This window comes from Leifsonia sp. NPDC077715, assembly GCF_040686855.1.
Taxonomy (GTDB): Bacteria; Actinomycetota; Actinomycetes; order Actinomycetales; family Microbacteriaceae; genus Leifsonia.
This window is the reverse complement of sequence record NZ_JBFBOG010000001.1, coordinates 1,083,270-1,106,326: the sequence shown is the minus strand read 5'-3', so window position 1 is coordinate 1,106,326 and position 23,057 is coordinate 1,083,270. Positions and strand designations below refer to the sequence as shown.

The window sequence follows — 23,057 nt, the reverse complement described above, 5'->3', positions numbered from 1 at the left end:
CATCCATAATCCGATTATGTCGCAACAACCCGGAATAATGACGCGTTATTCCGACTTACCGTCCAAAACCCGGAACAGATATGCCGCTATTCCGGGCTGCGGAGATCAGAACCAGGTGCTGAGCCGCGGCGGCACCGCCGTGCGGAAGAGCCGGTCCAGCGCGTCCGCGTAGCCCTGGATGCGTCCGGCCAGTGCGAGCCCTCGCACGACGTCGTGGCCCAGGTACGCGCTCCCGAGCGCGGTCACCGGCAGCGTGACGTCCGCCGGGTCGTCGGTCGCCGAAACGGTCGCGCGGCCATCCTGCACCGTCAATCGGTACCGCCCCGCCGCGAAGCCCAGCTCGTCCGCCACCTCCAGCACCAGCGAGCCGTCGCGCTCGTAGGTCCGTGCCTGAAGCGCAGCCGGGACGTTGAGGATGCGCACCCACAGGTGATCCTCCAGGTCGGTGACGCGAGCGCCGCGGACGTCGTTCACCAGGGCCTGCAGCGGTTCGTCGACACCGCGCGTCCACACCTTCACCTCGGCGACGAGGTCGAGCTCCAGCAGGAAGCGCCACAGGGCGCGCAGCGCCTCCGGGGTCGCGGCAGCCAGGTAGCGCACCTCCACGGTGTGGCGGGTGAAGTCCTCGTCCCCGCCCTTGAGCGAGTACGAGACGAAACCCTCCGGCTCGCCGTCGGCGGAGTCGTAGCGGACCAGTCGCGCCTTGTCCGCCTCCGGGTCGCCCTTCAGCGGGCCGACCAGGCGCTTCGCGAGATACGGCTCCAGGCCGATCTCGCCCGGCCGGTCGGCCATGACGCGGTCGAGCACCTGCGCACCCGTCTCCTCGTAGTCCTCCGGCTCGGTGAACGACAGTCGGCCGGGAGTGTCGCCTCCCGACCAGCGCACGCGCTTGGTGTCGACCGACCAGGCCGTCGCCCAGGTCGCCGGCCCGAAGCCCCACCGGCCGTAGATGACCGACTCGGAGACGGTGAGGATGGCCAGCGGCAGTCCCAGCGCGTGCGCCGTCCGGAGCTCGCCGCCGAGCAGGGCCGTCGCGATCCCCCGGCGCCGGTGGGTCGGCGCGACCGTGACGGAGCTGATCGCCCAGGAGTCCACCCGCGCGCCGCCCGGCACCGTGAGAGGAGCGGGCCAGGTGTTGACGGTGCCGACCGGGTCGGTGGTCGCGCCGGCGTCGTCGTAGACGCCGGTGTTGCGCCGCGGCGCGAAGTTCTCCCGCGCTCCCGCCAGCTGCTCGGGCGACGGGCGACGGCCGTGGAAGCCGCGGAAGTCGGCGCGCGTCCAGCCGTCGAGGGCGTCGGCGTCGGCGGCGTCCACCAGCGCGTAGCGGAGGCCGGTCGCGGCGAGGGCCTGGGCGGACGTGTCGTCGAGGGGGGCGGTGCGGAAGTCCATCCCCTCACCGTATCGGGAGGCCGCCGGGCGGGACAGGGTCGCGGTCAGACCGCGGCCACCATGATCCGCGCGTAGTCCATCAGCCACTGCTGCTCGGTCTCGGGCGCGAGGTCGCCGGTGAGCACATCCACGCCGTAACCGTCCTCGAGCGCGATGAAGCTGCGGGCGAGCACGTCCGCCGGCTGCAGCAGACGGAAACGGCCCGACTCGGCGCACTCCAACAGCACGCGCTCGTAGAGGGCGACCTGGCGCTGGATGAGCGCGGCGTTCTCGGCGGCGGCCACCGGGTTGCGCAGCACGATCGGCGTGAGCTCGTACAGGATGCGGCTGGTCTCCTCCGCGCGGCCTGGCCACGGGATGCCCGACGCGATGCACTCGGCGAGCTTCGCCTCCGGCGTGGCCGCGGCCTCCACGCGCTCCTCGCGGTGCCGGCAGTACTCGTCGCTGCCCTGCGCGAAGACGGCGGTGTAGAGCTCGCGCACGTCGGGGTAGTAGTACAGCACCGACGCCGAGGTGAGCCCGGCCTCCTTGGCGATGTCCGCGAGGCGGAGGCCGTTGGAGCCGTGGAGCAGCATGGCGCTGGAGGCGGCGGCGATGAGCTCCTCGCGCCGCTTCGTCTGCTCCCGGGGTCGTGCCATACCTCGATGGTCGCACATCGCACTCCGCCGTTTGACACGACTCCGGGTTCTTTATATAAATTGCGTTTAATTAACTCGCACGGTCGCGCGGCGACCCCGACGGAACACGGTTGACGATGACCCGCCCGCTCTCCCTGGCCCTGGTGCAAGCGCCGACGGCCCCCTCCGACGACATCGGCGCCTTCGCGGCGCAGCTCGAACAGCTCACCCGCATCCACCGCGACACGCACCTGTTCGTGCATCCCGAACTCCACCTCACCGGCCTCAGCGAGGCGAGCCCGGACGAGACGGCCGAGCGCATCGAGGCGCTTGCGCAGCCGCTCGACGGGCCGCGCGACCGAGCCCTGGCGGAGCTCGCCGGCGACCTCGGCCGCTGGCTCGTCCCCGGCAGCGTCTACGAGCGCGGCGAGGACGGACGCATCTACAACACCGCCGTCGCGTACTCGCCGGAGGGACGCCGCGTCGCGTCCTACCGCAAGGTCTTCCCGTGGCGTCCGTACGAGACCGTCGCCGCGGGCAGCGAGTTCGTCGTGTTCGACATGACCGGCTTCGGCCGCGTCGGTCTCTCGATCTGCTACGACGCGTGGTTCCCCGAATCCAGCCGTCACCTGGCGTGGATGGGCGCGGAGCTCATCCTGAACCTCGTCCAGACCCCGACCTCCGACCGCGCTCAGGAGGTCACCATCGCGAAGGCGAACGCCATCGTGAACCAGGTCTTCGTCGCCAGCGTCAATGCGGCCGCACCGAACGGCCTCGGCCGCAGCCTCCTCGCCGACCCGCAGGGCCGCGTCCGCGTCGAGTCGGAGAGCTCGGAGACCGCGGTGCTGACCGACGTCATCGACCTCGACGAGGTCGCCGCCGTCCGACGCTTCGGCAGCGGCGGAGTGACCCGGCCGTGGATGCAGTACGAGGGCGAGCAGTCGAGCCTCGAGCTGCCGCTCTACGACGGCCGGATCTCCTCCGGCCGCTGGGCCCCGGCGACCGACGCGACCGCCGCGGAGGTGTCCGCATGAGTGCGCCCACCCGCCTGACGGCCAAGCTGTCGCTCTCGTCCATCGTGCTCTTCGGCGTCGCGTATATGTCGCCGGCCATCGTGATGCTGACCTTCGGCGTGATCGCCGGCGCCAGCAACGGCACCTCGCCGACCGCGTACATCATCGCGGCGGCCGCCATGTCCCTGACCGCCCTCAGCTACGGCAAGATGGCCCGGATCTTCCCGGCCGCCGGCTCGGCGTACACGTATGCGCGCCGCACCATCAACCCGCACGTCGGCTTCCTGGTGGGATGGGCGATCCTGCTCGACTACTTCTTCCTGCCGATGGTGGCGTGGCTGATCCAGTCGGTGTACCTCAACGCGCAGTTCCCGGCGGTGCCGGTGTGGGTGTGGCTGGTGATCAACATCGTCGTCACTACCATCGTGAACGGCCTCGGCATCGTGCTCGCCGACCGGGTCAACCGCACGCTGATGACCCTGACCGGCCTCGGCATCGCCGCGTTCGTGGTGCTCTGCATCGGCCACCTCGTCGGGAACCACCCGGCGTCGCTGACCGCGCCGCTGTGGAACGACACGACCACCATCGCGGCCGTCTCGGGCGGCGCCGCGATCGCCGCGTACTCGTTCCTGGGCTTCGACGCGATCAGCACCCTCAGCGAGGAGACGCGGGATCCGGAGCGCAACATCCCGCGGGGCATCTTCCTGGCGGTCATCATCGGCGGCCTGATCTTCGTCGTCGTCTCGTACGTCATGCAGCTCGTGCATCCGGGCGGGGAGTTCAAGGACCCCTCGACCGCGTCCTACGCGATGTCGGTGCTGGTCGGCGGCCCGGTCTTCGCCAACATCGTCAACCTCGTCGTCATCGTGGGCGGCTTCGCGTCGGCGATGGCGATCCAGGCCAGCACGAGCCGGCTGATGTTCGTGATGGGACGCGACGGCGTGCTCCCGCGCGGCTTCTTCGGCCGCCTCAACGCTCGGTTCAACACACCGCTGCTCAACCTCGTCCTGATCGGCGTCGTGGCGATGTTCGGCCTCGGGCTGTCGCTCGACACGGCGACGTCGTTCATCAACTTCGGCGCGTTCCTCACCTTCACGATGGTGAACGTCTGCGTCATCGTCCACTTCGCCCGGAACCGCCGCAGGGGCGACCGGCTCTCGGTCGCGAAGTTCGTGGTGCTTCCCGCGGTGGGCGCGGCGGTGGACCTCTACCTCCTGACCCAGCTCGGCCCGATCGCGCTCTGGCTCGGGATCGGGTGGCTCGTGATCGGCGTCGTGTACCTGGCGGTGCTGACCCGCGGGTTCCGCCGGACGCCGCCGGAGATGCACGTCGACGAGCGCACCGAGGAGGAGGCGGCGCCGGTCGAGGCCTGACGTCGACTAGCGTGGACGACATGAAGGTGTTGGGTCTGGTCCAGAGCAGCGAGACGCGGGAGCTGACGGCGGAGGCGGACGACGCCGAGTCGGCGCGGGCGCTGATCGAGGAGCAGGTCCCGGAGGGCTTCGAGCTGCTGCAGGTGCACAACGCGATGCCGCGCGGCGGCCGCGTGATCGCGAAGGCGATCATCCGCGAGACCGCGGTCGCCGAGATCGAGGCGGAGGGCCCGGACTACGCGGCCGCCCGCGACGCCCTGCGCGCCGCCGTCCCCGCCTCCCACCGCCTCCTCTCCATCGTCGTCGCCTAGCGGGGCTACGGGAGCGGGAAGGGCTGGCCCGAGGCGGCCTCGAGGAGGGGCCAAAGACGGGCGCCTTGACGCGGGGAGCGGGACGACCGTGTCGCGGGGGCGTGGACGGGCGCGCCCTTCGTCCACAGGGCGGGGCCGAGGTGGTCGCCGCCGGTGAGGGTCGGGTCGAGCACCGCCCGCACCGGGACGTGCGCGCCGTCGTCCTTTCCCTGCGTCCACGCCGCCTGCAGGTTGTCCGCGAAGCGCTTGAGCCGTGACGGCTGGTTGACGCCCCGGATGCCGGGCGTGCGCCCCGACGTCGAGTAGCCGGGATGCACGACGATGCTCTCCACGGACGACCCCGCCGCGCGCAGCCGCCGGTCGAGCTCGAACCCGAACACCTGCGCCGCGATCTTCGACCCCGAGTACGCGCGCCAGGAGGTGTAGCCGTGTTCGAGCTGCAGGTCCTCCAGGCGCAGCCGGCCGAGACGGCTCGCAAGGGATCCGAGCGTCACGATGCGGCCGCCGTCAGCGACCGCGGGGAGCGCCCGCGCCACGAGGCGGAAATGCCCGAGCACGTTCGTCGAGAGCACCAGCTCGTTGCCGTACGCGTCGGTCCGGCGCGACCGCGGCGGGTGCACGATGCCGGCGTTGAGCACCAGCGCATCCACCCCGCCCCGGGCCAGGAGGGAGTCGGCGGCCGCGTCGATCGAGCGCCGGTCGGTCACATCCAGTGGCAGTGCCTCGACGCTCGCGCGCGGCACACGCCGGCGGATGGCCGAGACCGCCGCCTCGGCGCGTTCCGGGTCACGGCAGCCGAGCACCACGTTCGCACCGGCCCCGGCGAGCTGTTCGGCCGTGAAGTACCCGACCCCCGCGTTCGCTCCCGTGACCACGACCGTCCGGCCCCGCGCCTCCGGCAGGGCCGTCGCGTCCCACCCCACCGGCTACTTGCCGTTCTCGACGGCGATGCGCTCGTGGTGGTGGATGACCTCCGCGACGATGAACGTCAGGAACTTCTCCGCGAACGCCGGGTCGAGGTGGCTCTCCTCCGCGAGCGCCCGAAGGCGCTGGATCTGCTGCTTCTCACGCTCGGGATCGGCCGGCGGCAGCCCGTGCTCGGCCTTCAGCGCGCCCACCTGCTGCGTGAACTTGAACCGCTCCGCGAGCATGTGGATGACCGCGGCGTCGATGTTGTCGATGCTCTGACGGATGCTGTGCAGCTGCTCGAGCGCAGCTTCCACGTCGCTGTTCTGGGGCATGCATCGACCCTACTGGGTCAGAGGCTGGGCGACGGCTCGGCGAGCACCCGGTCGAGCACCGGCCGGGTCGCCAGCAACGACGCCCAGACCAGGAGGACCCCGCCCGCGAGACAGGCCGCGACGACCACGAGCGTCAGCGGCTGCAGCAGCAGGCTCGCGCCGGTGAGCGGCAGCAGGACCACGGCGGCGGTGGCCGCCGAGCCGACCGTCGTGATGCGCAGCGGCGACAGCACCGCCCGGCTGCGCGCCGCGTTCATCTCCGAGACGGGCATCCCGATCCGGTCGAGGCTGACATAGAGGTCGCGGCGGTCGAGCACCGCCGCCGCCTGGTTCACGCCGGCCGAGCAGGCGACCATGAGGAAGGACGCGGCGACGGTGATGATCACGCCGGTCCGGATGTCGGCGAGCAGCGGGTCGCCCTCGCCACCGCCCGCACTCTCCATCAACGCGACGCCGACCCCGGCGAACACCGCCATGAAGCTGGTCATCGCGACGCCCGAGACCTGCCGCCAGGCTGCCTTCGGCGACTCCAGGATGCTGCGCGCCGCGAGCAGGCGGCGCGCGTTCCGTGCCCGGCGGACCTGGGATGCGGCCATCCGCTTCAGCACCCACGGCCCGATGAGGTTCAGCACCGCGATGCTGCCTCCGAACGCGACAGCGAGAACGAGGAGCAGCACCGTCGCGCTGAGCGCCACGACCTGCAGCGCCGAGACCAGCAGCACGACCACGCCGATCACGGCGACCGTGAGCACCGCCCGCAGCCAGTGGATGCGCGGCGCCTGCTGTCGCGTCCGGATCCCGAGCGGTGACAGCACCACCCCGCGCAGGCCGATGACAGCGCTGATGGCCGCAAGGAGGGCGACGCCGAGGACGGTCAGCGCCATCCACCCCGGTCCGAGCAGTGCCGAGAACCCGAGCGGCCTCCCGCGGAACGGGATGAGCCCGATCAGCGGTGCGGCGAGCAGGGCGAGGACGACGCCGGCGACCGCGCCCGCCACTGCGAGCATCGTCGACTCGATGACCGTCAGCGTGCGGACCAGCCGCGGCGTCGCCCCGAGCAGCCGCAGGCTGGAGAGGCGGTCGTCCCGTCGCCGGGCGGACAGACGTGCCGCGGAGCCGCCGAGCGCGACCAGCGGAACGACCAGCAGAGACAGCGCGACGACGGCGAGCATCTGGTAGATGCCGGCCTCGTCGTCCGTCCATGAGAAGAACGCCTGCGCGCCTCCCGCCACGATGAGCAGCAGGGCGGTCACCACCGCGAACGCGACGACGGGGAGGACGATCGTCGAGCGGGCAGAGGCGCTGCGGCGGGCGAACAGCCACGCGAGGCGGAGCGTCGTCATCGGCTCGTCACCTCGTCGACGATGCGGCCGTCGGCGAGCCGGACGACCCGCGAGCAGCGGGCGGCGACGGTCTCGTCGTGCGTGACGACCACCAGCGAGCGCCCGCGCCCGGTGGTGGACTGGATGAGCGCCCCCATCACCTCCGCCGAGGTCGTCGAGTCGAGCGCCCCCGTCGGCTCGTCGGCGAACACCACCGACGCGCCGGTCGTCTGCGCACGCGCGATGGCGACGCGCTGCGCCTGGCCGCCGGACAGTTCCCCGATCCGGCGTGACTCGAATCCGGCGAGCCCGAGCGCGGCCAGCCACATCGCCGCCGACTGCTCGGCCGCCCGGCGGTCGGTGCCGGTTAGCAGGAGCGGGAGCGCGACGTTCTCGACCGCGGTCAGCTCGGGAAGCAGCAGGCCCTGCTGGAACACGAACCCGAACTCCTCCCGCCGCAGTCGCGACCGACCGGCTTCGCCCAGCCGCGTGACATCGACCGGACCGCTCACCGTCGTGAGCACGACCGTGCCGGAATCCGGCGCGACGATGCCCGCGAGGCAGTGGAGCAGGGTCGTCTTGCCCGAGCCGGACGCGCCCATGATCGCGACCGAGTCGCCGGGGTCGACGCGGAAGTCGACGCCCGCGAGCGCGAGTGAGGAGCCGTAGGACTTGCTGAGGCCGGAGGCCGTAAGGGCCGGTACTGGTGACGAGGTCATGCTCCCAGCGTGCCCGGGCGCCGCGCGCGGGTGCGTCGGCCAGGAGGGGCATCCTGGGGCTGGCGGGTCATCCGCAGGATGTGGTCCCGCGGTATGACACGTCAGCTCGTCGCGACGCGACCCACCTTCTCCGTCTTGTCCCACTTCGCCTCGGTGCCGGCCAGCTCCTTCAGGTACGAGTCGAAGGTGATCGCGCAGAGCAGCGAGCCGTAGCCCGCGAGGTAGATCAGCGCGGGGGCCAGCCAACGGCCGGCCCGGGTGCGCTCTGCGCGGCGGGCGAGCCAGGCCACGACCATGGAGAACGGGATCCAGATGTAGATCGCCAGCGTCAGCACGAACAGCGTCGGACCGGACAGCGTCCAGCCGAAGAGGCCCGGAAGCCAGACCAGCATCACCGGCGGGAACAGGGCCGTGACCATGACCAGCATGTTGATGATGCCGGGGAAGAGGATCACATGGCCGAGCGTGTGCTTGGTGGTGGAGCCGTCGGTCTGCGAGCCGAGTATCAGGACGAACAGGTAGGCGAGCGCTGCAGAGATCCACAGCACGCGGAAGACGTTGGTCGCCAGCTCGTCCTGCAGGAACAGCAGCCCCGCGAGACCGATCGCCGAGGTGATCATGATGAGCGGCAGCAGCCACAGGCTGAACCAGACGATGCCGAAGCTGATCCCGCCCAGGTGGTGCCTCCGCGACGGACGGAACCAGACCTTGGAGTAGCGGGCCGTCACGGTCACGTTGCCGCGGGCCCAGCGGAGCCGCTGCTTCCACAGCGCGTCGACGCGGTTCGGCTCCTCCGCGAGGACGTGCGCGTGCGGCTCGAAGACGACTTTCTTGCCCAGCAGCTGCGTTTCGAAGGTGGTGATGGTGTCCTCGGCGAGCGAGGAGGTGTCGATGCGGCCGCCGATCGCGAGCAGGTTCTCGCGCGTGTGCAGCTGCGCGCCGCCGGCCAGGCAGGCCTGCGCGCCGAGCACGTTCTGCGCGCGGCGGGCGGCCGGCTGCGAGAGCACGTACTCGACTCCGACGAACTTGGTGAGGTAGTTGCGCTCGCTGCTGCCCTCGCGGATGTACGCCGAGACGGCGCCGACGTCGGGGTCGGCGAGGTGTCGCGTCATGCGGCGGAGCGAGTCCGGCAGGTAGATGACGTCGGCGTCCATGATGAGGAGCGCTTCCATCCAGTCGTCCTGGAGGATGCGTTCGATGCCGTGGTTGAGGGTGTGCGCCTTGCCCTGGCCGCCCTGCTCCCGCCGCAGCAGGTACACGTTGCCGGGATACTGCTCCGCGCGGCCGCGAACGACATCCGGGGTGTCGTCGGTGCTGGCGTCGTCGACGACGTAGATGCGCAGCGCCTCGAGCGGGTAGTCCAGCTTCATCAGCCGGTCGATCGAGGCGCCGATCACCGCCCCCTCGTTCCAGGCCGGGACGACGATGGCGACGCGGGGGAGGTACGGCGCCGCCTTCTTGTAGTGGTTGATCCACGCGTGGAAGGGGATCACGACGAACGTCGCGGCGGCGGCGATGACCGGGATGAGCCCGGACAGCGCCAGGATCAGGCACACGATCACGCCGATCCAGTGCAGCACGCTCAGAACGTCCAACCCCGAGACCTCCCTGTTCTACCCTGCAGACTACCGCGCGGGAACGGCAACGGGCCCCAGCATTGGCCGGGGCCCGTTCGCGGACGGAAGGCTGTCCGCTGCTATCGCCGGCCGGGAAGGCTCCCGCCGGTGGCGAGGCGCATGAGGTCCGACTCCAGGTCGATGCCGAGGGCGTTACCGCCCGCGGAGCCGAACTCGTGCTGGTAGCTGTCCCAGGAGGTGTCGGTGATCTTCGCCTCGACCTCGGACTCCATCAGCACGACCAGCTCGCGCGCCGCACGATCGATGCGCTTGGTGAGGGACGAGTCCTGCCAGTCCTCCGTCGACGCGAACACCGAGGTCGGCGCCGTCATCGTGCGGAGGAAGGCGAACAGCGACCGCATTTCGCCGTCGACGACCAGCGCGTGCCGGGCGGTGCCGGCGGTCGCGCCGAGGACGACGGGCTTCGCGATGAGCAGGTCGTTGTCGAGCACCTGGAAGAAGGACGTGAACAGCCCGCTCGGGCCGGCCTTGTAGACCGGCGCCGTCGCGATGATGCCGTCCGCCGACTTCAGGGCCTCGACCGCCTTGGTGAACTTCGGGCCCAGGTGGCCGGACGCGAGGGCCGCGCCCAGCTCGGGCAGCAGCTCGCGCAGGTCGAGGTTGAGCGTCTCGACCGTGCGTCCGTCGCGCTGGGCGTTCGCCTCGACGCGCAGGGCGAGCCGGTCGGCGAGCATCTTGGTGGATGACGGGTCGCTGACGCCCGCGTTCACCACCACGACCCGGAACGGTCGCTGCGAGGTGTCGGTCATGATCTTCCTTCTCTCGTTCGTCGGTTCGCGTGCCTGGTCGCTCAGAGCGCCGGGTAGCTGGCCTGGAACTGCTCCTCGGTGTCCTGGTAGGGGGACGCGCCGGTGACGTTGTCGCCGCGGTTCGCGTTCGGGCGCGGCTGACGCGGGGCCTCGTCGCCGTACTTGGCCTTCACGAGCGACGCGTGGGTCGGGGCCTCGGGGGTCTCCGGGTCCTTGCGGGCCTCGGTCTCCTTGCGCAGCACCGGGATGACGTGCTCGCCGAGCAGGTCCAGCTGCTCGAGCACGGTCTTCAGCGGGAGTCCGGCGTGGTCGACGAGGAACAGCTGGCGCTGGTAGTCGCCGGCCCACTCGCGGAAGGTCAGGGTCTTGTCGATGATCTCCTGCGGGCTGCCCACGGTGAGCGGGGTGGCCTCCTCGAACTCCTCCATCGTCGGGCCGTTGCCGTAGACGGGGGCCTCGTTGAAGTAGGGACGGAACTGGTCCTTCGCGTCCTGCGAGTTCTTCGCGACGAACGCCTGGCCGCCGAGGCCGACGATCGCCTGCTTCGCGGTGCCGTGGCCGTAGTGCTCGAACCGCTCGCGGTAGAACGCGATGAGGCGCGCGTAGTGCTCCTTGGGCCAGAAGATGTTGTTCGCGAAGAAGCCGTTGCCGTAGAAGGCGGCCTGCTCGGCGATCTCCGGGGTGCGGATGCTGCCGTGCCAGACGAACGGCGGAACGTCGTCTAGCGGGCGCGGCGTCGAGGTGAAGCCCTGCAGCGGCGTGCGGAAGCGTCCCTCCCAGTCCACGACGTCCTCATGCCACAGGCGGTGGAGCAGGTTGTAGTTCTCGAGGGCGAGCGGGAGGCTCTGGCGGATGTCCTGCCCGAACCACGGATACACCGGACCGGTGTTGCCGCGGCCGATCATCAGGTCCATGCGGCCCTTCGACAGGTGCTGCAGCATCGCGTACTCCTCGGCGATGCGCACCGGGTCGTTCGTGGTGATCAGCGTGGTGGAGGTCGTCACCGTCAGGGTCTTGGTGAGGGCGGCGATGTGGGAGAGAAGGGTCGTCGGGGACGACGAGAAGAACGGTGGGTTGTGGTGCTCGCCGACGGCGAAGACATCCAGCCCGACCTCCTCCGCGTGGGTGGCGATCTTCACGATCGCGTCGATGCGCTCCGCCTCGCTCGGCGTCACACCGGACACCGGGTCGCGTGTGATGTCGCTGACGGAGAAGATTCCGTACTGCATGTCTGGCTCCTCTTGTTTGTCTCGCCGTTTCTATGCAAATGCATACAACGTGACGCGCGCGGATCTATTCCCGATGGCCGGATGTGGTGCATCCCTGTCCGATTCTCGCGCGCGAAGGGCCCGCAGCGCCCGCTAACGTCGAAACGTGAAAGTCGCTCTGCAGTTCGTCGCGATGGGGCTCGTGTGGGGCGCCAGCTTCCTGTTCATGAAGGTCGCACTGGAGGGCGTGAGCTTTGGACAGGTGGCGTGGGCGCGCCTGGTGTTCGGTGCCGTCACGCTGGGCGTCATCGCGCTCGCGACGCGCGCCCGCCTCCCGCGCGAGCCGATCGTCTGGGTGCACTTCGCGGTGGTCGCTGTCACGTACTGCGTCATTCCGTTCCTTCTGTTCGCCTGGGCCGAGCAGTACGTCTCGTCGAGCCTGGCCAGCATCTACAACGCGGTCACCCCGATCACGACGGCCATCCTGGCGACCGCGGCGTTCCGGGTCGAGAAGCTGAACCGCGACCAGGTGCTCGGCGTCCTCGTCGGCATCGTCGGCGTCGTGATCGTCGTCGGCCCGTGGGCGGTGGATGCGCTCGCCGGCAGCCTGTGGGGTCAGCTCGCCTGCCTCGGCGCGGTCACCTGCTACGGCTTCAGCTTCGGCTACATCCGCCGCTTCATCAGCCCGCGCAACGTGTCGTCCACCACGAGCGCGTTCCTCAACATCGGGCTGGCCGCCGTCATCATGGTGCTGCTCACCCCCGTCGTGGCCTGGCATCCGATCGACTTCAGCTGGCCGGTTCTGCTGTCACTCCTGGCGCTCGGCGCTCTCGGGACCGGCGTCGTCTACATCTGGAACATGAACGTGCTGCGCGCGTGGGGACCGACGCTGACGTCGGGCGTGACGTACGTCACGCCGGTGGTCGGCGTCGCGCTCGGGATCCTGGTGCTGGGGGAGCACCTGACCTGGAACGAGCCGGTCGGAGCGGTCGTCGTGCTCGCCGGCATCCTGCTGACGCAGCAGCGGGTGCGCGTCCTGACGCGCCAACCTGTGGAAACGCATAAAAGCCCGGACATCGCGTAAGGACAGGCGCCGAGTCCCGTCTTTTGTAGTGAGGCAACTCCTCCACGAGATGGAGTCCTCGGTGCTGCGAGAACGTCGCGGCGCCTTCCCGAGAGGCGAAACAGGAGTCGGAATGTACAACAGCGGGGGAATCCTCGTCGGGATCGGAGCCACCGGCACGACAGTCCTTGCGAGCACCGGGTCCACGCTCGCCTGGGTGGCGTACTCGATCGCGGCGGCGTCAGTCGTCATCGGCGGTCTGCTCGCACTCCGATCCCGGATGCTGAAGCGTCACGTGGATGACGCGAGCGACGGCGAGGCCGTAGCGGCCTGACTCAGGCGACGTCGTTCGCGCTGTCGGTCTGACCGGTCCGCGCGCGCAGGAAGGCGAACGTGGTGCTGAGTGCTTCCCGCGCCTCGGGGAAGCGCAAGTGGAACTGGTATTCGTGCGGCAGCGCTGGTTCGTGATGGGCAGGCCAGAAGAGCTCCGTCACCTCCACGCCGGCAGCACGCAGCGCCGCAGCCAGCGGCACCGACTGTGACGCCGTGAGCCCGTCGCCGTTCCCACCGGAGACGTAGGTCGGCGGAAAGTCTGCGGTGATGTGACGGAGCGTGGACATGGTTCGACCGGCAGGACTGTCCGACCAGTCCTTCGTTCCGGCGTACGCCCACATCGCCGTCTTGAAGCCCCAGCCGAGCAGCCCGGTGAGATCGGACAGCGCATCCAGGTCGTAGACGCCGCAATTGAGGATGACACCGGCCAGCTGCTCGCGCCGCACGGCCGGCGCGATGCCGACGGCGCGGGCGTACGCGGGGTTCGTCCCGAGCACCGCGAGCTGACTCGCCAGCTGGGCGCCCGCGGAGTCGCCGGCCAGGACGATGCGCGAGGGGTCGATCCCGTACTCCTCGGCGTGAGCGACCAGATGCCCGAGCGTGTCATTGAGTTGCCGGATCGCAGTCGGGTAGGCGGCCTCCGGCGCGAGGGTGTAGTTCAGCCCGACGGTGGTGAAACCCTCGGCGGCGAGGATGCGGAGGTACGGCTCCACATCCCAGCTCGACCCGGACAGCCACGCTCCGCCGTGCACCCAGACGACCGTGGGGAGCGGACCCTCCGCGTCGGACGGCCGGAAGACGTCGAACGTGAGACCGCTCGCTTCCCGGCCGGCGGGCACCCCGGTGCAGGCGGTCACGCCGCCCGGCACGAACGGCAGCATCTCGGCGACCGTCTCGCGGGCGCCCTTGGTGAACACTCGCCGGATGAGGAGAGCGGACGGCCACGGCGTGGCCCGTACCGCCGCGACCGCGCCGAGCGCGAGACCTCCCACACCGACGACGAGGGAACCGAGGACCCACCGGGCACGCATGAGCCCACCGTAGCGAATGCCGCCGAGCACACGAAAAACGCTCCCGATCGCGAGGATCGGGAGCGTTCTTCGTATGCTCGGGGGCTCCGTCAGGCGACCGTCGGCCCGAAGTGCTCGGGGAGCGTGGAGCGGTGAACGCCGCGAAGCTCCTCCAGCCCGATGGTGAACTGGTCCTGCACCTCGAGGACCGGCTGCGCGCCCACCTCGGCGTCGGTGACGCCGATCCGGAGGGCCGGGATGCCGCGCCCCTCGCAGAGGCCGCGGAACTTCACGTCGTCCTCACGCGGGACCGTCACGATGACGCGAGCGGTCGACTCCGAGAACAGGGCGGTCGCCGCATCCACGCCGTCACGCTCCTGGATCTCGGTGAGCCAGACGCGCGCGCCGACGCCGAAACGCATGACCGACTCGGCCAGCGCCTGGGCGAGGCCGCCGTCGGCGAGGTCGTGCGCGGACGAGACGAGACCTTCCTGCGCCGCGGCGTGCAGGGCCTCGGCGAGCGAACGCTCGGCGTCCAGGTCGACCGCCGGCGGGCGTCCGCCGAGGTGGCCGTGGATGGTGCCCGCCCAGGCGGAGCCGTCCAGCTCCTCGCGGGTGGTGCCGAGCAGGTAGATGTTCTCGCCCTCGTCCTGCCAGCCGCTCGGGATGCGACGCGCGACGTCGTCGATCACGCCGAGCACGCCGACGACCGGGGTCGGGAAGATCGGGGTGTCGCCGGTCTGGTTGTAGAAGGAGACGTTGCCGCCGGTGACCGGGATCTCGAGCTCGAGGCAGGCGTCCGACAGGCCCTCGACGGCCTGCGAGAACTGCCACATGACCTCGGGGTTCTCGGGGCTGCCGAAGTTGAGGCAGTCGGTGACCGCGACCGGCACCGCGCCGGAGGCGGCGACGTTGCGGTACGCCTCCGCGAGGGCGAGCTTGGCGCCCTGCTTCGGGTCGAGCTGGCAGTAGCGGCCGTTGGCGTCGGTCGCGATGGCGAAGCCGAGGCCGGACTCCTCGTCGACGCGGATCATGCCCGCGTCGTCCGGGAAGGCGAGTGCCGTGTTGCCGCCGACGAAGTAGTCGTACTGGTCGGTGACCCAGCCCTTGTCGGCGAGGTTCGCGGAGCCGAGGAGGGCGAGCGTCTGCTCGCGCAGCTCGTCGCCGGTCGTCGGGCGGGCGAGCACGGAGGCCGAGTCGTCCTGGAGGGCGTCGATCCACGTCGGGTAGGCGACGGGACGCTCGTACACCGGACCGTCGACCGCGACCGTGCGCGGGTCGACGTTGACGATCTCCTCGCCCTTCCAGTTGATGACGAGGCGGCCGGTCTCGGTGACCTCGCCGAGCACGCTGGTCTCGACGTCCCACTTCGCGGTGACGGCGAGGAACGCGTCCAGCAGCTCCGGCTTGACGACCGCCATCATGCGCTCCTGGCTCTCCGACATGAGGATCTCCTCAGCCGTGAGGCTCGGGTCGCGCAGCAGCACCTTGTCGAGCTCGATGAACATCCCGCCGTCGCCGTTCGAGGCCAGCTCGCTGGTCGCGCACGAGATGCCGGCGGCGCCGAGGTCCTGGATGCCCTCGACGAGCTTGTCGCGGAACAGCTCCAGGCAGCACTCGATGAGCACCTTCTCGGCGAACGGGTCGCCCACCTGGACGGCGGGGCGCTTGGTCGGGCCGCCCGCGGAGAACGTGTCGGAAGCGAGGATGCTCGCCCCGCCGATCCCGTCGCCGCCGGTGCGGGCACCGAACAGGACCACCTTGTTGCCTTCGCCGGACGCGTTGGCCAGGTGGAGGTCTTCGTGGCGGAGCACGCCGACCGAGAGGGCGTTCACCAGCGGGTTGCCCTGGTACACCGGGTCGAAGTACGTCTCGCCGCCGATGTTCGGCAGGCCCAGGCAGTTGCCGTAGAACGAGATGCCGGAGACGACGCCGTGCACGACGCGGGCGGTGTCCGGGTTGTCGATGGCGCCGAAACGCAGCTGGTCCATGACCGCGACGGGGCGCGCACCCATGGAGATGATGTCGCGCACGATGCCGCCGACGCCGGTCGCGGCGCCCTGGAAGGGCTCGATGTAGGAGGGATGGTTGTGCGACTCCACCTTGAAGGTGACCGCCCAGCCCTCACCGACGTCGACGACGCCCGCGTTCTCGCCCATGCCGACCATGAGGTTCTTCTTCATCGCCGGGCTGACCTTCTGGCCGAACTGGCGCAGGTAGATCTTCGACGACTTGTAGGAGCAGTGCTCCGACCACATCACCGAGTACATCGCCAGCTCGCCGCTGGTGGGGCGGCGGCCGAGGATCTCGCGGATGCGCGCGTACTCGTCCTCCTTGAGCCCGAGCGCCGCGAAGGGCTGCTCCCGCTCCGGGGTCTCGATCGCGTTCGCGACGGTGTCGACGACGTGGGCGGTGGCGGTGTCGGTCACGCGGGCACTCCAGGCTGGGCGGGGCTGGCGGGGATGTGGTCCAGTCTACCGGGATGCGCGGGACTCTATTCGTGGAGAGTCACTGTCACCCCGAGCGGTGCGCACGCCTCTCGGGCGTCCATGGCTGCTGTCTCGAGAGCAGTTACCCCGGCGGGAGTGTTGTCCTCCAAGTACGAGATCAACGACGCCTGCGCGGTGTCCACACGGTTGGCTACGTCCCACCAACGTGGATCCGCCGAACGTGCGGCATCAGCCGCTGCAGCAGCCTGAGCACCCAGGCTCCGGGCGATCTCTCTGGTCTCCTGCTCAGACGAGCCGGAGCTCATGAACAGTTGGTTGAGCAGTGTGCATGCCTCCACTGCTTCCGATTCCCCGGCGACGACCGCTGTGCCGGTGGTCGTCGGCGTGGAAGTCGCAGTCTCCGTGACGGTGGGTGTCGGCGTCGGGCTCGGCGCCGCCACCGGCGTCGGGTCGAGCAACCCCGTCCCCAGCGCATAGGCGACCGAACCGCCGGAGATCGTCAGCGCGAGCACGACGAGGGTGGCGACGAGGGCGGTGCGCTTGCGCCCGCCCGCGCGCCCGGGGTGGGCCGCCGCGTTCGTCACCACGAGGTCCCGGATCGCCGCCTTGCGGCGCGGGTCGAAGGTCGGCTCGTCGTTCATCGCACTCCTCCGTTCGCCATCGCGGGGTCGTTCTGCAGCAGTTCCGTGAGCCGTGCCTTCGCCCGCGAGAGGCGGGACTTCACCGTGCCCGGCGCGACGCCAAGTGCGGCCGCGGCGTCGGCCGTGCTCAGCTCCTCCAGCACGCAGAGGGTGAGGATGTCCTGGTCGCGCTTCGGCAACTGCGCGAGAGTCGAGCGCATCGCGGCGCGCCGGGAGTCACGGTCGATCCGGTCGTCCACCGCATCCGCGTGGTCCGGCGCGTTCTCGGGCGGCGGCAGCTGCTGCAGTCCCTCCCGGTAGCGGCGGGACGCCCGGGCGTAGTTCCGGAAGACGAAGTTCGTCATGACCAGAAGCCAGGCGATGACGGACCCGTTCACCTCCCGCATGGTGTCCCGGCGTCGCCACGCCTCCAGGAAGACGACCGCTGTCACGTCCTCGGCATCATGCAGGGACGCGGTCATCCGAAGCGCCTGCCGGAAGACACGGTCGTGGTGCAGGTCGAACAGGTCGCCGAAGGCATCGGCGTCGCCGTCGCGCACGCGTTCGAGCACGGACGGCTCGTCGAGTCGGATTCCCCTCACAACTATGAAGTGTCCGCGGCGAGGGGTGCGGTTCCCGAGCTGGTTACGCCTCGACGAGCGCCGAGCGGATGACCGAGGTGAAGAAGGTGAGTCCGTCGGTGCCCGAGCGCATCGCGTCGCGGGTGTCCGGGCCGAAGCCCGGCTCGACCGCGTGCTCGGGGTGCGGCATGAGGCCGACCACGTTGCCGCGCTCGTTGCGGACGCCCGCGATATCGTTCAGCGAGCCGTTCGGGTTGACGCCCTTGTAACGGAAGACGACCATCCCCTCGCCCTCGAGGCGGTTCAGCTCCTCGGCCGAGGCGATGAAGCCGCCCTCGCCGTTCTTGAGCGGGATGACGATCTCCTGGCCCTGCTCGAAGCCGCTGGTCCAGGGGGTGGAGGCGTTCTCGACGGTCAGGTGCTGGTCCCGGCGGATGAAGTTGCCGTGGTCGTTCCGGATCAGGCCGCCGGAGACGAGGTGCGCCTCCGCGAGCATCTGGAAGCCGTTGCAGATGCCCAGCACGGGCATCCCGGAGTGCGCCGCGTCCACGACCTCGGTCATGATCGGCGAGAGGGACGCGATGGCCCCGCAGCGGAGGTAGTCGCCGTACGAGAACCCACCGGGGAGCACGAGGGCGTCGACGCCCTGGAGGTCGTGCTCGCCGTGCCAGAGGGCGACCGGCTCGGCGCCGGCGAGGCGCACAGCGCGCAGGGCGTCGCGGTCGTCGAGCGAGCCGGGGAAGGTGATGACGCCGATGCGCATCAGGCGTCGACCTCGGCGGGGTAGTGGATGCCCACCACGTCTTCGATCACGGAGTTCGACAGGATCTCGCCCGCGATCTCCTGGACCGTCGCGCGGACCTCGTCGTCGATCGGACCGTCGACGGTCAGCTCGAAGCGCTTGCCGACGCGGACTCCGCTGACGACGCCGCGACCGGTGCGGGCCAGGGCTCCGGCGACCGCCTTGCCCTGCGGGTCGAGCAGCTCGGCTTTCGGCATTACTTCGACGACGATGGTCGGCACGGGGATACTCCGCTCACTCGGGCGACAAGGTGGGGGTTCGCTGTCGATTCTACCGCGCCGCGGCGACGCGTCGGGCGGGCCCGGCGACCGCGGCGGCGTGAGCGACGGCACGGTCCTCCAGGTCGCTCCGCAGCCGACGGAACAGGGAGGCGGAGTCGGCTCCAGGCCAGCCCGCGGGGAGCGCATCCGACGGGAGGCCCGGGTCGCGGTAGGGGATGACGCGCCACTCGTCGAGGGCGCGGATCCACAAGGCGAACGCCTGCGCGTCGTCGGGCGGGGCGGCCACATCTCCGAAGCGGGCGAGGAACGACTCGTGCACGCGGCGGATCGCCTCCAGGTCGTACCAGCGGGACAGTCCGGCGGCGAGGTCGCCGCGTGGCGCCGCATCCGCGAACAGGACGACGTCCGCCTCCCCGGCGATGTCGCGGGCGGTGGCGGCGAGCTCGTCCTCGAGGGCGGCGGGCGCGATCCACAGGCCGTCGGCGACGCTGCCGCAGCCGAGCGCCGCCAGCCGGCGCCGGAGACGGTCGCGGCTTCCCCGACGACGCTCGGGGAACGAGAACGACAGCAGGCACCACGTCGTCGCCTCGACGCGCTCGCCGAAGATGCGGTCGTCGCCGCGCTCCAGCATCGGGACCGCAGCAGGCTCGAGGGCGTAGCCGGCCGCGGACTCACGCGGCTCCCGGCGCAGCACGCCGCGTGTCACGAGACGGGCGAGGCTGGAGCGCGCGGTCGCAGCGGGGATGCCGAGGTCGCCCATCAGGCGCACGGCACCCGCCGCGCTCATCCAGCCGCCGACGGGACGGAGGACGCTGCCGACGACCGTGCGGAGGAGGGCGGTCGCGCTCCCGCTGCTCGCCTCCAGGTCGTCGCGCGCGGCGTCCTCAGTCATCGTGGGCGAGCTCGCCGAGCGCATCCCGCACCGCGGCCATGCCCGTGCACAGCTCCTCGAAGCTGGTGCTGAAGGGCGACAGACCGATGCGCAGGCCGTCGGGGTCGCGGTAGTCGGGGATGACGTCCCGCTCCCAGAGGAGCGCCGTCACCTCGCGCATGGCCGGGTGGCTGAGGGTGATGTGGCCGCCGCGGCGCTCCGGATCGCGCGGGCTGGCGAGGGCGACGCCGAGCGGGGTCAGCCATTCGTCGGCGAGAGCGACGGCGAACTCCGTCAGGGCGACCGACTTCGCGCGGACTGCGTCCATGCCGGCCTCCTCGATCATCCCGATGGTGTCGCGCATGGCGAGCATCCCGACGATCGGGGGCGTGCCGCTGAGGAAACGGCGCACGCCGTCCGCGGGCTCGTACTCGGGGCCCATCAGGAAGACGTCGCGCACGCCCATCCACCCCTGGATGGGCTGGGTGAGGTGCGGGATGAGGCGCGCGTTCACGTAGCCGAAGGCGGGGGAGCCGGGGCCGCCGTTGAGGTACTTGTAGGTGCAGCCGACCGCGAGGTCGACGTCTGCGGCGTCGAGCTCGACCGGGACGGAGCCGGCGGAGTGACAGAGGTCCCAGAGCACCAGCGCGCCCGCGTCGTGGACGATGCGGGTGATCGCAGGGAGGTCGGCGAGGAAGCCGGAGCGGTAGGCGACGTGGCTGAGCACGACGAGCGCGGTCCGCGGGCCGACGGCGGCGGTGACCTGCTCCGGCGTGACGCCGGCCTCGGTGTCGGCCTCGATCCACACCAGTCGAAGTCCGCGCTCGCGGGCGATGCCGTCCAGGAGGTAGCGGTCGGTCGGGAAGTTGTCGGTGTCGAGCACGATCTCGCTGCGCTCGGGGAGGCCGTCGACGGCGGCGCGCGCCAGCTTGTAGAGGAGCACGGTGGTCGAGTCGCCGATGAACGTCTGCCCCGGCGCGGCGCCCAGAGCGGCCCGGCCGAGGTCGTCGCCGATCGTGAACGGCAGCTCCATCCACTCCTCGTCCCAGCCCCGGATCAGGCGGTCGCCCCAGCCGTCGAGCAGGAAGCGCTGGATGCGCTCGACGCTCGCGCGGGTCGGGCGCCCGAGGGAGTTGCCGTCGAAGTACGCGGTGACCTGGGAGCTGCCGTCGTCGATGCCCGTGAAGCGGGAGCGGAACGGGGCGAGCGGGTCGCGCTCGTCGAGCGCGCGGGCGGCGGTGAGGGGGTCGGGCTCGAGGGCGGCGGGAGGGGCGGTGTCGAAGTCGGTCATCGGGGCTCCGGGGTGGCGGTGGCGGGGTCGGTGGGGTGATTGGGGTCGGTCGCACCGGCGGGGTTGGTGGATGCGCTGGGGTCGGTCGGACCGGTGGGGTCGGTGGATGCGGTGGGATCGGTGGATGCGGTGAGCAGGGCGGCGGCGGTGAGGCCGCGGGCGGTGGCGAGCCAGTCCGGGAGCGCGTGGGAGCCTCGCGGGCTCGTTGCGGTGGCGGCGTGGCCGTCGGCGGTGGCGGCGGTGGCGCATGTGACGTCGCCGGGTGGGGGTGTCGGAACCCAGGCCACGCGGGGACCGATGGTCGGGACGCGGTCGTCGTCCGGGCGGCGCAGACCGGCGATGGCCTTCAGCGCGGCCAGCGGGGCCACGCCGGCATCGAGCATCCCGCGCAGCTCGCGCGCGTTCACGCCGACGGCGAGGGGGCCGTTGCCGAGGTCCGTCCCGTACAGGACGCGGCCGCCGGCGCGGGCGAAGCGGCCCAGGTTGTCCGATGCGATCGCGTGCTCCTCCGTCGGGTCGCCCCAGCCGTGGATGTCGAGGGTGCTGACCCAGCTCATGCCGCGGCGGACCGACTGCGCGATCAGGTCGTCGTCGAGCCGTTCGGTGAACGGCGTGTGGGCGAGCTGGTCGGCGCTCGCAGCGAGCGCCCGGGCCGTCTGGCCGGCGCCCTGGACGTGGACGGTCACCGGAACGCCCTGGGCGTGGGATTCGGCCACAACGCTGTGGAGAACCCGATCATCCACAGTTTCTCCGGCCTCGGTGTTGAGGGTGACCTTGATGCGGGAGGCTCCGAGCATGACATTCGCACGAACCGCCAGACGGGCCTCCCGTTCGCCGCCGACCTCCGTCGAGGAGCCCGGCGGCCCCCACCCGGCGTTGACCGGGTAGCCGCCCACGCACGTGATCAGGGAGCCGACGATGGCGACCGACGGCCGCGAGAGGTCGTCGGTGAGCCACCCGGCGGCGACGGCGGGGATCCACCCGAGGTCGATCGCGTGCGTGATACCGCCCGCGAGCACGGCGTGCTGGTCGGTGAGGCCGAGGTGCGTGTGGTGATCGGTGAGGCGCGGGAAGAGGGTGCCGGGAAGGCGGTGATGGCGCGCGCGGGCGTGCGCGGGCACGTCGTCGACCGGGTGCAGGCGCTCGCCGTCGCTGCGGAAGGTGGTCTCGCCGAGGAAGCGGTGGCCGTTCCAGACGGCGTCGACCGTCAGGTAGGTGTCGGGATCGGTGGCGTCGTGAGGATAGGCGGCGCCTGCGGCGGGGTGCGCCTCGCTCATGCCGATGCTCCGATCTCGGTGCGGACGGCGTAGAGCTCCGGGAAGAAGGTGAGGTCGAGCGCCTTCTGGAGGAACGCCGAGCCGCTGGAGCCGCCGGTTCCCGTCTTCATGCCGATCGTCCGCTGCACCGTCTTGAGGTGGCGGAAGCGCCAGAGCTGGAAGTTGTCCTCCAGGTCGACGAACTCCTCGCAGGCCTCGTACTCGGGCCAGTGCTCGTTCGCGTGCTCGTAGATCTCGCGGAAGACGGGGACCAGCTCGGGCGTGAAGACGTGGGCCTGGGTCACGTCGCGATCGAGCAGTGTGGCGGGGACGGCGAAACCGGCCCGTGCCAGATAGCGCAGGAACTCGTCGTAGATGCTCGGCGCCGCCAGGAGCTCCGCGAGGAGCGCGTGCGCGGCCGGGTCGCTCTCGAACACGCTGAGCATGCGACGGTTCTTGTTGCCGAGCACGAACTCGACCGCCCGGTACTGGTACGACTGGAAGCCCGACGAGTTGCCGAGGAAGCCGCGGAATTCCGCGTACTCGGTCGGGGTCAGCGTCGCCAGCACCGACCACTGCTCCGTCAGGGTGCGCTGGATGTGCTTGACGCGGGCGATGCGCTTCAGCGCGGGCGGGAGGTCGTCGGCCCGGAGCAGGTCGCGCGCCGACTCCAGCTCGTGGAGAACGAGCTTCAGCCAGAGCTCGGTGGTCTGGTGCTGGATGATGAACAGCAGCTCGTCGTGGTGCTCCGGATGGCTCACCGGTCGCTGTGCGCTCAGGAGGGTGTCGAGGTCGAGGTAGGAGCCGTACGACATCCGTTCCCGGAAGTCGGTGACGATGTCGGGATCGAACTCGCGGGTGTTGTCGGCGTCAGCCATGCTGCAATTCTGCGCCGGTCGTCGACGAAGTGCAACACCGATCCCACGTCTCCCGCCGTCCTCGCGCCGTTCACCCGCCCGTTACCCGCAGTTGCGTGCTCC

General features: G+C 70.7%; 24 protein-coding genes. 5 read left to right on the top strand and 19 right to left on the bottom strand.

Annotated features, from left to right (window positions below):
* Positions 1 to 105: 105 nt before the first annotated feature.
* Both AB0P25_RS05445 and AB0P25_RS05440 read right to left on the bottom strand, forming a co-directional pair.
* Entirely contained in the window at positions 106 to 1,389 is a 1,284-nt protein-coding gene (locus AB0P25_RS05445) for a GNAT family N-acetyltransferase (RefSeq protein ID WP_363805865.1), read from the bottom strand.
* Positions 1,390 to 1,433: 44 nt separating this feature from the next.
* Positions 1,434 to 2,027, bottom strand: a complete 594-nt coding sequence (locus AB0P25_RS05440; protein ID WP_363805864.1) for a TetR/AcrR family transcriptional regulator — start codon at positions 2,025 to 2,027, stop codon at positions 1,434 to 1,436.
* A gap of 116 nt (positions 2,028 to 2,143) precedes the next feature.
* Here AB0P25_RS05440 and AB0P25_RS05435 point away from each other — a divergent pair, with 116 nt between their 5' ends.
* The 3 genes from AB0P25_RS05435 to AB0P25_RS05425 are packed head-to-tail and all read left to right on the top strand — an operon-like array spanning position 2,144 to position 4,703.
* A complete protein-coding gene (locus AB0P25_RS05435; RefSeq protein WP_363805862.1) occupies positions 2,144 to 3,040 on the top strand; it encodes a carbon-nitrogen hydrolase family protein in 897 nt (298 codons plus the stop codon).
* Positions 3,037 to 4,392 (top strand): APC family permease, encoded by a 1,356-nt coding sequence (locus AB0P25_RS05430; protein ID WP_363805861.1) that lies wholly within the window; start codon positions 3,037 to 3,039, stop codon positions 4,390 to 4,392. Before AB0P25_RS05435 ends, AB0P25_RS05430 begins: the two co-directional genes overlap by 4 nt.
* Positions 4,393 to 4,412: 20 nt before the next feature.
* Positions 4,413 to 4,703, top strand: coding sequence for a hypothetical protein (locus AB0P25_RS05425; protein WP_363805860.1), 291 nt, complete (start codon positions 4,413 to 4,415; stop codon positions 4,701 to 4,703).
* 5 nt (positions 4,704 to 4,708) lie between these two features.
* On the opposite strand, the gene AB0P25_RS05420 is transcribed toward AB0P25_RS05425, so the two are convergent.
* From AB0P25_RS05420 to AB0P25_RS05390, 7 genes are all read right to left on the bottom strand, one after another.
* Positions 4,709 to 5,626, bottom strand: coding sequence for an SDR family NAD(P)-dependent oxidoreductase (locus AB0P25_RS05420; protein WP_363805858.1), 918 nt, complete (start codon positions 5,624 to 5,626; stop codon positions 4,709 to 4,711).
* A gap of 3 nt (positions 5,627 to 5,629) precedes the next feature.
* On the bottom strand, positions 5,630 to 5,944 hold the full coding sequence (locus AB0P25_RS05415) for a chorismate mutase (protein WP_363805857.1): 315 nt from the start codon (positions 5,942 to 5,944) through the stop codon (positions 5,630 to 5,632).
* A gap of 17 nt (positions 5,945 to 5,961) precedes the next feature.
* On the bottom strand, positions 5,962 to 7,287 hold the full coding sequence (locus tag AB0P25_RS05410) for an FtsX-like permease family protein (protein ID WP_363805856.1): 1,326 nt from the start codon (positions 7,285 to 7,287) through the stop codon (positions 5,962 to 5,964).
* On the bottom strand, positions 7,284 to 7,985 hold the full coding sequence (locus tag AB0P25_RS05405; RefSeq protein ID WP_363805854.1) for an ABC transporter ATP-binding protein: 702 nt from the start codon (positions 7,983 to 7,985) through the stop codon (positions 7,284 to 7,286). The genes AB0P25_RS05410 and AB0P25_RS05405 overlap by 4 nt, the downstream gene beginning before the upstream one ends.
* Positions 7,986 to 8,086: 101 nt before the next feature.
* Positions 8,087 to 9,565 (bottom strand): glycosyltransferase, encoded by a 1,479-nt coding sequence (locus AB0P25_RS05400; protein ID WP_363806243.1) that lies wholly within the window; start codon positions 9,563 to 9,565, stop codon positions 8,087 to 8,089.
* A 116-nt stretch (positions 9,566 to 9,681) separates the two neighbouring features.
* Entirely contained in the window at positions 9,682 to 10,371 is a 690-nt protein-coding gene (locus tag AB0P25_RS05395; RefSeq protein ID WP_363805853.1) for a CE1759 family FMN reductase, read from the bottom strand.
* A gap of 41 nt (positions 10,372 to 10,412) precedes the next feature.
* Positions 10,413 to 11,600 carry an LLM class flavin-dependent oxidoreductase gene (locus AB0P25_RS05390; protein ID WP_363805852.1) on the bottom strand — a complete coding sequence of 396 codons (1,188 nt, stop codon included), beginning with the start codon at positions 11,598 to 11,600 and terminating at the stop codon, positions 10,413 to 10,415.
* 145 nt (positions 11,601 to 11,745) lie between these two features.
* On the opposite strand from AB0P25_RS05390, the gene AB0P25_RS05385 reads away from it, so the two are divergent.
* Together AB0P25_RS05385 and AB0P25_RS05380 are read left to right on the top strand one after the other, a co-directional pair.
* Positions 11,746 to 12,663, top strand: a complete 918-nt coding sequence (locus AB0P25_RS05385; RefSeq protein WP_363805851.1) for a DMT family transporter — start codon at positions 11,746 to 11,748, stop codon at positions 12,661 to 12,663.
* Positions 12,664 to 12,775: 112 nt separating this feature from the next.
* Complete coding sequence (locus AB0P25_RS05380; RefSeq protein WP_363805850.1) at positions 12,776 to 12,976, top strand: hypothetical protein; 201 nt, start codon at positions 12,776 to 12,778, stop codon at positions 12,974 to 12,976.
* 1 nt (position 12,977) lies between these two features.
* Here the strand turns inward: AB0P25_RS05380 and AB0P25_RS05375 are convergent, their stop codons facing one another.
* From AB0P25_RS05375 to kynA, 10 genes are all read right to left on the bottom strand, one after another.
* Positions 12,978 to 14,006, bottom strand: coding sequence for an alpha/beta hydrolase (locus tag AB0P25_RS05375; RefSeq protein ID WP_363805849.1), 1,029 nt, complete (start codon positions 14,004 to 14,006; stop codon positions 12,978 to 12,980).
* An 89-nt stretch (positions 14,007 to 14,095) separates the two neighbouring features.
* Positions 14,096 to 16,414: a phosphoribosylformylglycinamidine synthase subunit PurL gene (purL, locus tag AB0P25_RS05370; RefSeq protein WP_363805848.1), complete on the bottom strand. Its 2,319-nt coding sequence runs from the start codon at positions 16,412 to 16,414 to the stop codon at positions 14,096 to 14,098.
* Positions 16,415 to 16,479: 65 nt separating this feature from the next.
* Positions 16,480 to 17,076 (bottom strand): hypothetical protein, encoded by a 597-nt coding sequence (locus tag AB0P25_RS05365; protein WP_363805847.1) that lies wholly within the window; start codon positions 17,074 to 17,076, stop codon positions 16,480 to 16,482.
* Positions 17,073 to 17,657: an RNA polymerase sigma factor gene (locus AB0P25_RS05360; RefSeq protein ID WP_363805846.1), complete on the bottom strand. Its 585-nt coding sequence runs from the start codon at positions 17,655 to 17,657 to the stop codon at positions 17,073 to 17,075. The genes AB0P25_RS05365 and AB0P25_RS05360 overlap by 4 nt, the downstream gene beginning before the upstream one ends.
* Before the next feature lie 43 nt (positions 17,658 to 17,700).
* The gene (gene purQ / locus AB0P25_RS05355) at positions 17,701 to 18,399 is read right to left on the bottom strand and encodes a phosphoribosylformylglycinamidine synthase subunit PurQ (RefSeq protein ID WP_363805845.1); all 699 of its coding nucleotides are present in this window, start codon (positions 18,397 to 18,399) and stop codon (positions 17,701 to 17,703) included.
* Positions 18,399 to 18,659, bottom strand: a complete 261-nt coding sequence (gene purS / locus AB0P25_RS05350; protein WP_363805844.1) for a phosphoribosylformylglycinamidine synthase subunit PurS — start codon at positions 18,657 to 18,659, stop codon at positions 18,399 to 18,401. The genes purQ and purS overlap by 1 nt, the downstream gene beginning before the upstream one ends.
* A 49-nt stretch (positions 18,660 to 18,708) precedes the next feature.
* The gene (locus AB0P25_RS05345) at positions 18,709 to 19,551 is read right to left on the bottom strand and encodes a PaaX family transcriptional regulator C-terminal domain-containing protein (RefSeq protein WP_363805843.1); all 843 of its coding nucleotides are present in this window, start codon (positions 19,549 to 19,551) and stop codon (positions 18,709 to 18,711) included.
* Positions 19,544 to 20,821, bottom strand: coding sequence for an aminotransferase class V-fold PLP-dependent enzyme (locus AB0P25_RS05340; RefSeq protein WP_363805842.1), 1,278 nt, complete (start codon positions 20,819 to 20,821; stop codon positions 19,544 to 19,546). Before AB0P25_RS05340 ends, AB0P25_RS05345 begins: the two co-directional genes overlap by 8 nt.
* The gene (locus AB0P25_RS05335; protein ID WP_363805841.1) at positions 20,818 to 22,098 is read right to left on the bottom strand and encodes a hypothetical protein; all 1,281 of its coding nucleotides are present in this window, start codon (positions 22,096 to 22,098) and stop codon (positions 20,818 to 20,820) included. The genes AB0P25_RS05340 and AB0P25_RS05335 overlap by 4 nt, the downstream gene beginning before the upstream one ends.
* Positions 22,095 to 22,955, bottom strand: coding sequence for a tryptophan 2,3-dioxygenase (gene kynA / locus AB0P25_RS05330; RefSeq protein ID WP_363805840.1), 861 nt, complete (start codon positions 22,953 to 22,955; stop codon positions 22,095 to 22,097). The genes AB0P25_RS05335 and kynA overlap by 4 nt, the downstream gene beginning before the upstream one ends.
* Positions 22,956 to 23,057: the final 102 nt, after the last annotated feature.

Bases quoted from the DNA above. Each gene is read 5' to 3' on its own strand.
- AB0P25_RS05445 (WP_363805865.1), bottom strand. From the start codon at position 1,389: ATGGACTTCCGCACCGCCCCCCTCGACGACACGTCCGCCCAGGCCCTC.
- AB0P25_RS05440 (WP_363805864.1), bottom strand. From the start codon at position 2,027: ATGGCACGACCCCGGGAGCAGACGAAGCGGCGCGAGGAGCTCATCGCC.
- AB0P25_RS05435 (WP_363805862.1), top strand. From the start codon at position 2,144: ATGACCCGCCCGCTCTCCCTGGCCCTGGTGCAAGCGCCGACGGCCCCC.
- AB0P25_RS05430 (WP_363805861.1), top strand. From the start codon at position 3,037: ATGAGTGCGCCCACCCGCCTGACGGCCAAGCTGTCGCTCTCGTCCATC.
- AB0P25_RS05425 (WP_363805860.1), top strand. From the start codon at position 4,413: ATGAAGGTGTTGGGTCTGGTCCAGAGCAGCGAGACGCGGGAGCTGACG.
- AB0P25_RS05415 (WP_363805857.1), bottom strand. From the start codon at position 5,944: ATGCCCCAGAACAGCGACGTGGAAGCTGCGCTCGAGCAGCTGCACAGC.
- AB0P25_RS05410 (WP_363805856.1), bottom strand. From the start codon at position 7,287: ATGACGACGCTCCGCCTCGCGTGGCTGTTCGCCCGCCGCAGCGCCTCT.
- AB0P25_RS05405 (WP_363805854.1), bottom strand. From the start codon at position 7,985: ATGACCTCGTCACCAGTACCGGCCCTTACGGCCTCCGGCCTCAGCAAG.
- AB0P25_RS05395 (WP_363805853.1), bottom strand. From the start codon at position 10,371: ATGACCGACACCTCGCAGCGACCGTTCCGGGTCGTGGTGGTGAACGCG.
- AB0P25_RS05390 (WP_363805852.1), bottom strand. From the start codon at position 11,600: ATGCAGTACGGAATCTTCTCCGTCAGCGACATCACACGCGACCCGGTG.
- AB0P25_RS05380 (WP_363805850.1), top strand. From the start codon at position 12,776: ATGTACAACAGCGGGGGAATCCTCGTCGGGATCGGAGCCACCGGCACG.
- AB0P25_RS05375 (WP_363805849.1), bottom strand. From the start codon at position 14,006: ATGCGTGCCCGGTGGGTCCTCGGTTCCCTCGTCGTCGGTGTGGGAGGT.
- AB0P25_RS05365 (WP_363805847.1), bottom strand. From the start codon at position 17,076: ATGAACGACGAGCCGACCTTCGACCCGCGCCGCAAGGCGGCGATCCGG.
- purQ (WP_363805845.1), bottom strand. From the start codon at position 18,399: ATGCGCATCGGCGTCATCACCTTCCCCGGCTCGCTCGACGACCGCGAC.
- AB0P25_RS05345 (WP_363805843.1), bottom strand. From the start codon at position 19,551: ATGACTGAGGACGCCGCGCGCGACGACCTGGAGGCGAGCAGCGGGAGC.
- AB0P25_RS05340 (WP_363805842.1), bottom strand. From the start codon at position 20,821: ATGACCGACTTCGACACCGCCCCTCCCGCCGCCCTCGAGCCCGACCCC.
- AB0P25_RS05335 (WP_363805841.1), bottom strand. From the start codon at position 22,098: ATGAGCGAGGCGCACCCCGCCGCAGGCGCCGCCTATCCTCACGACGCC.
- kynA (WP_363805840.1), bottom strand. From the start codon at position 22,955: ATGGCTGACGCCGACAACACCCGCGAGTTCGATCCCGACATCGTCACC.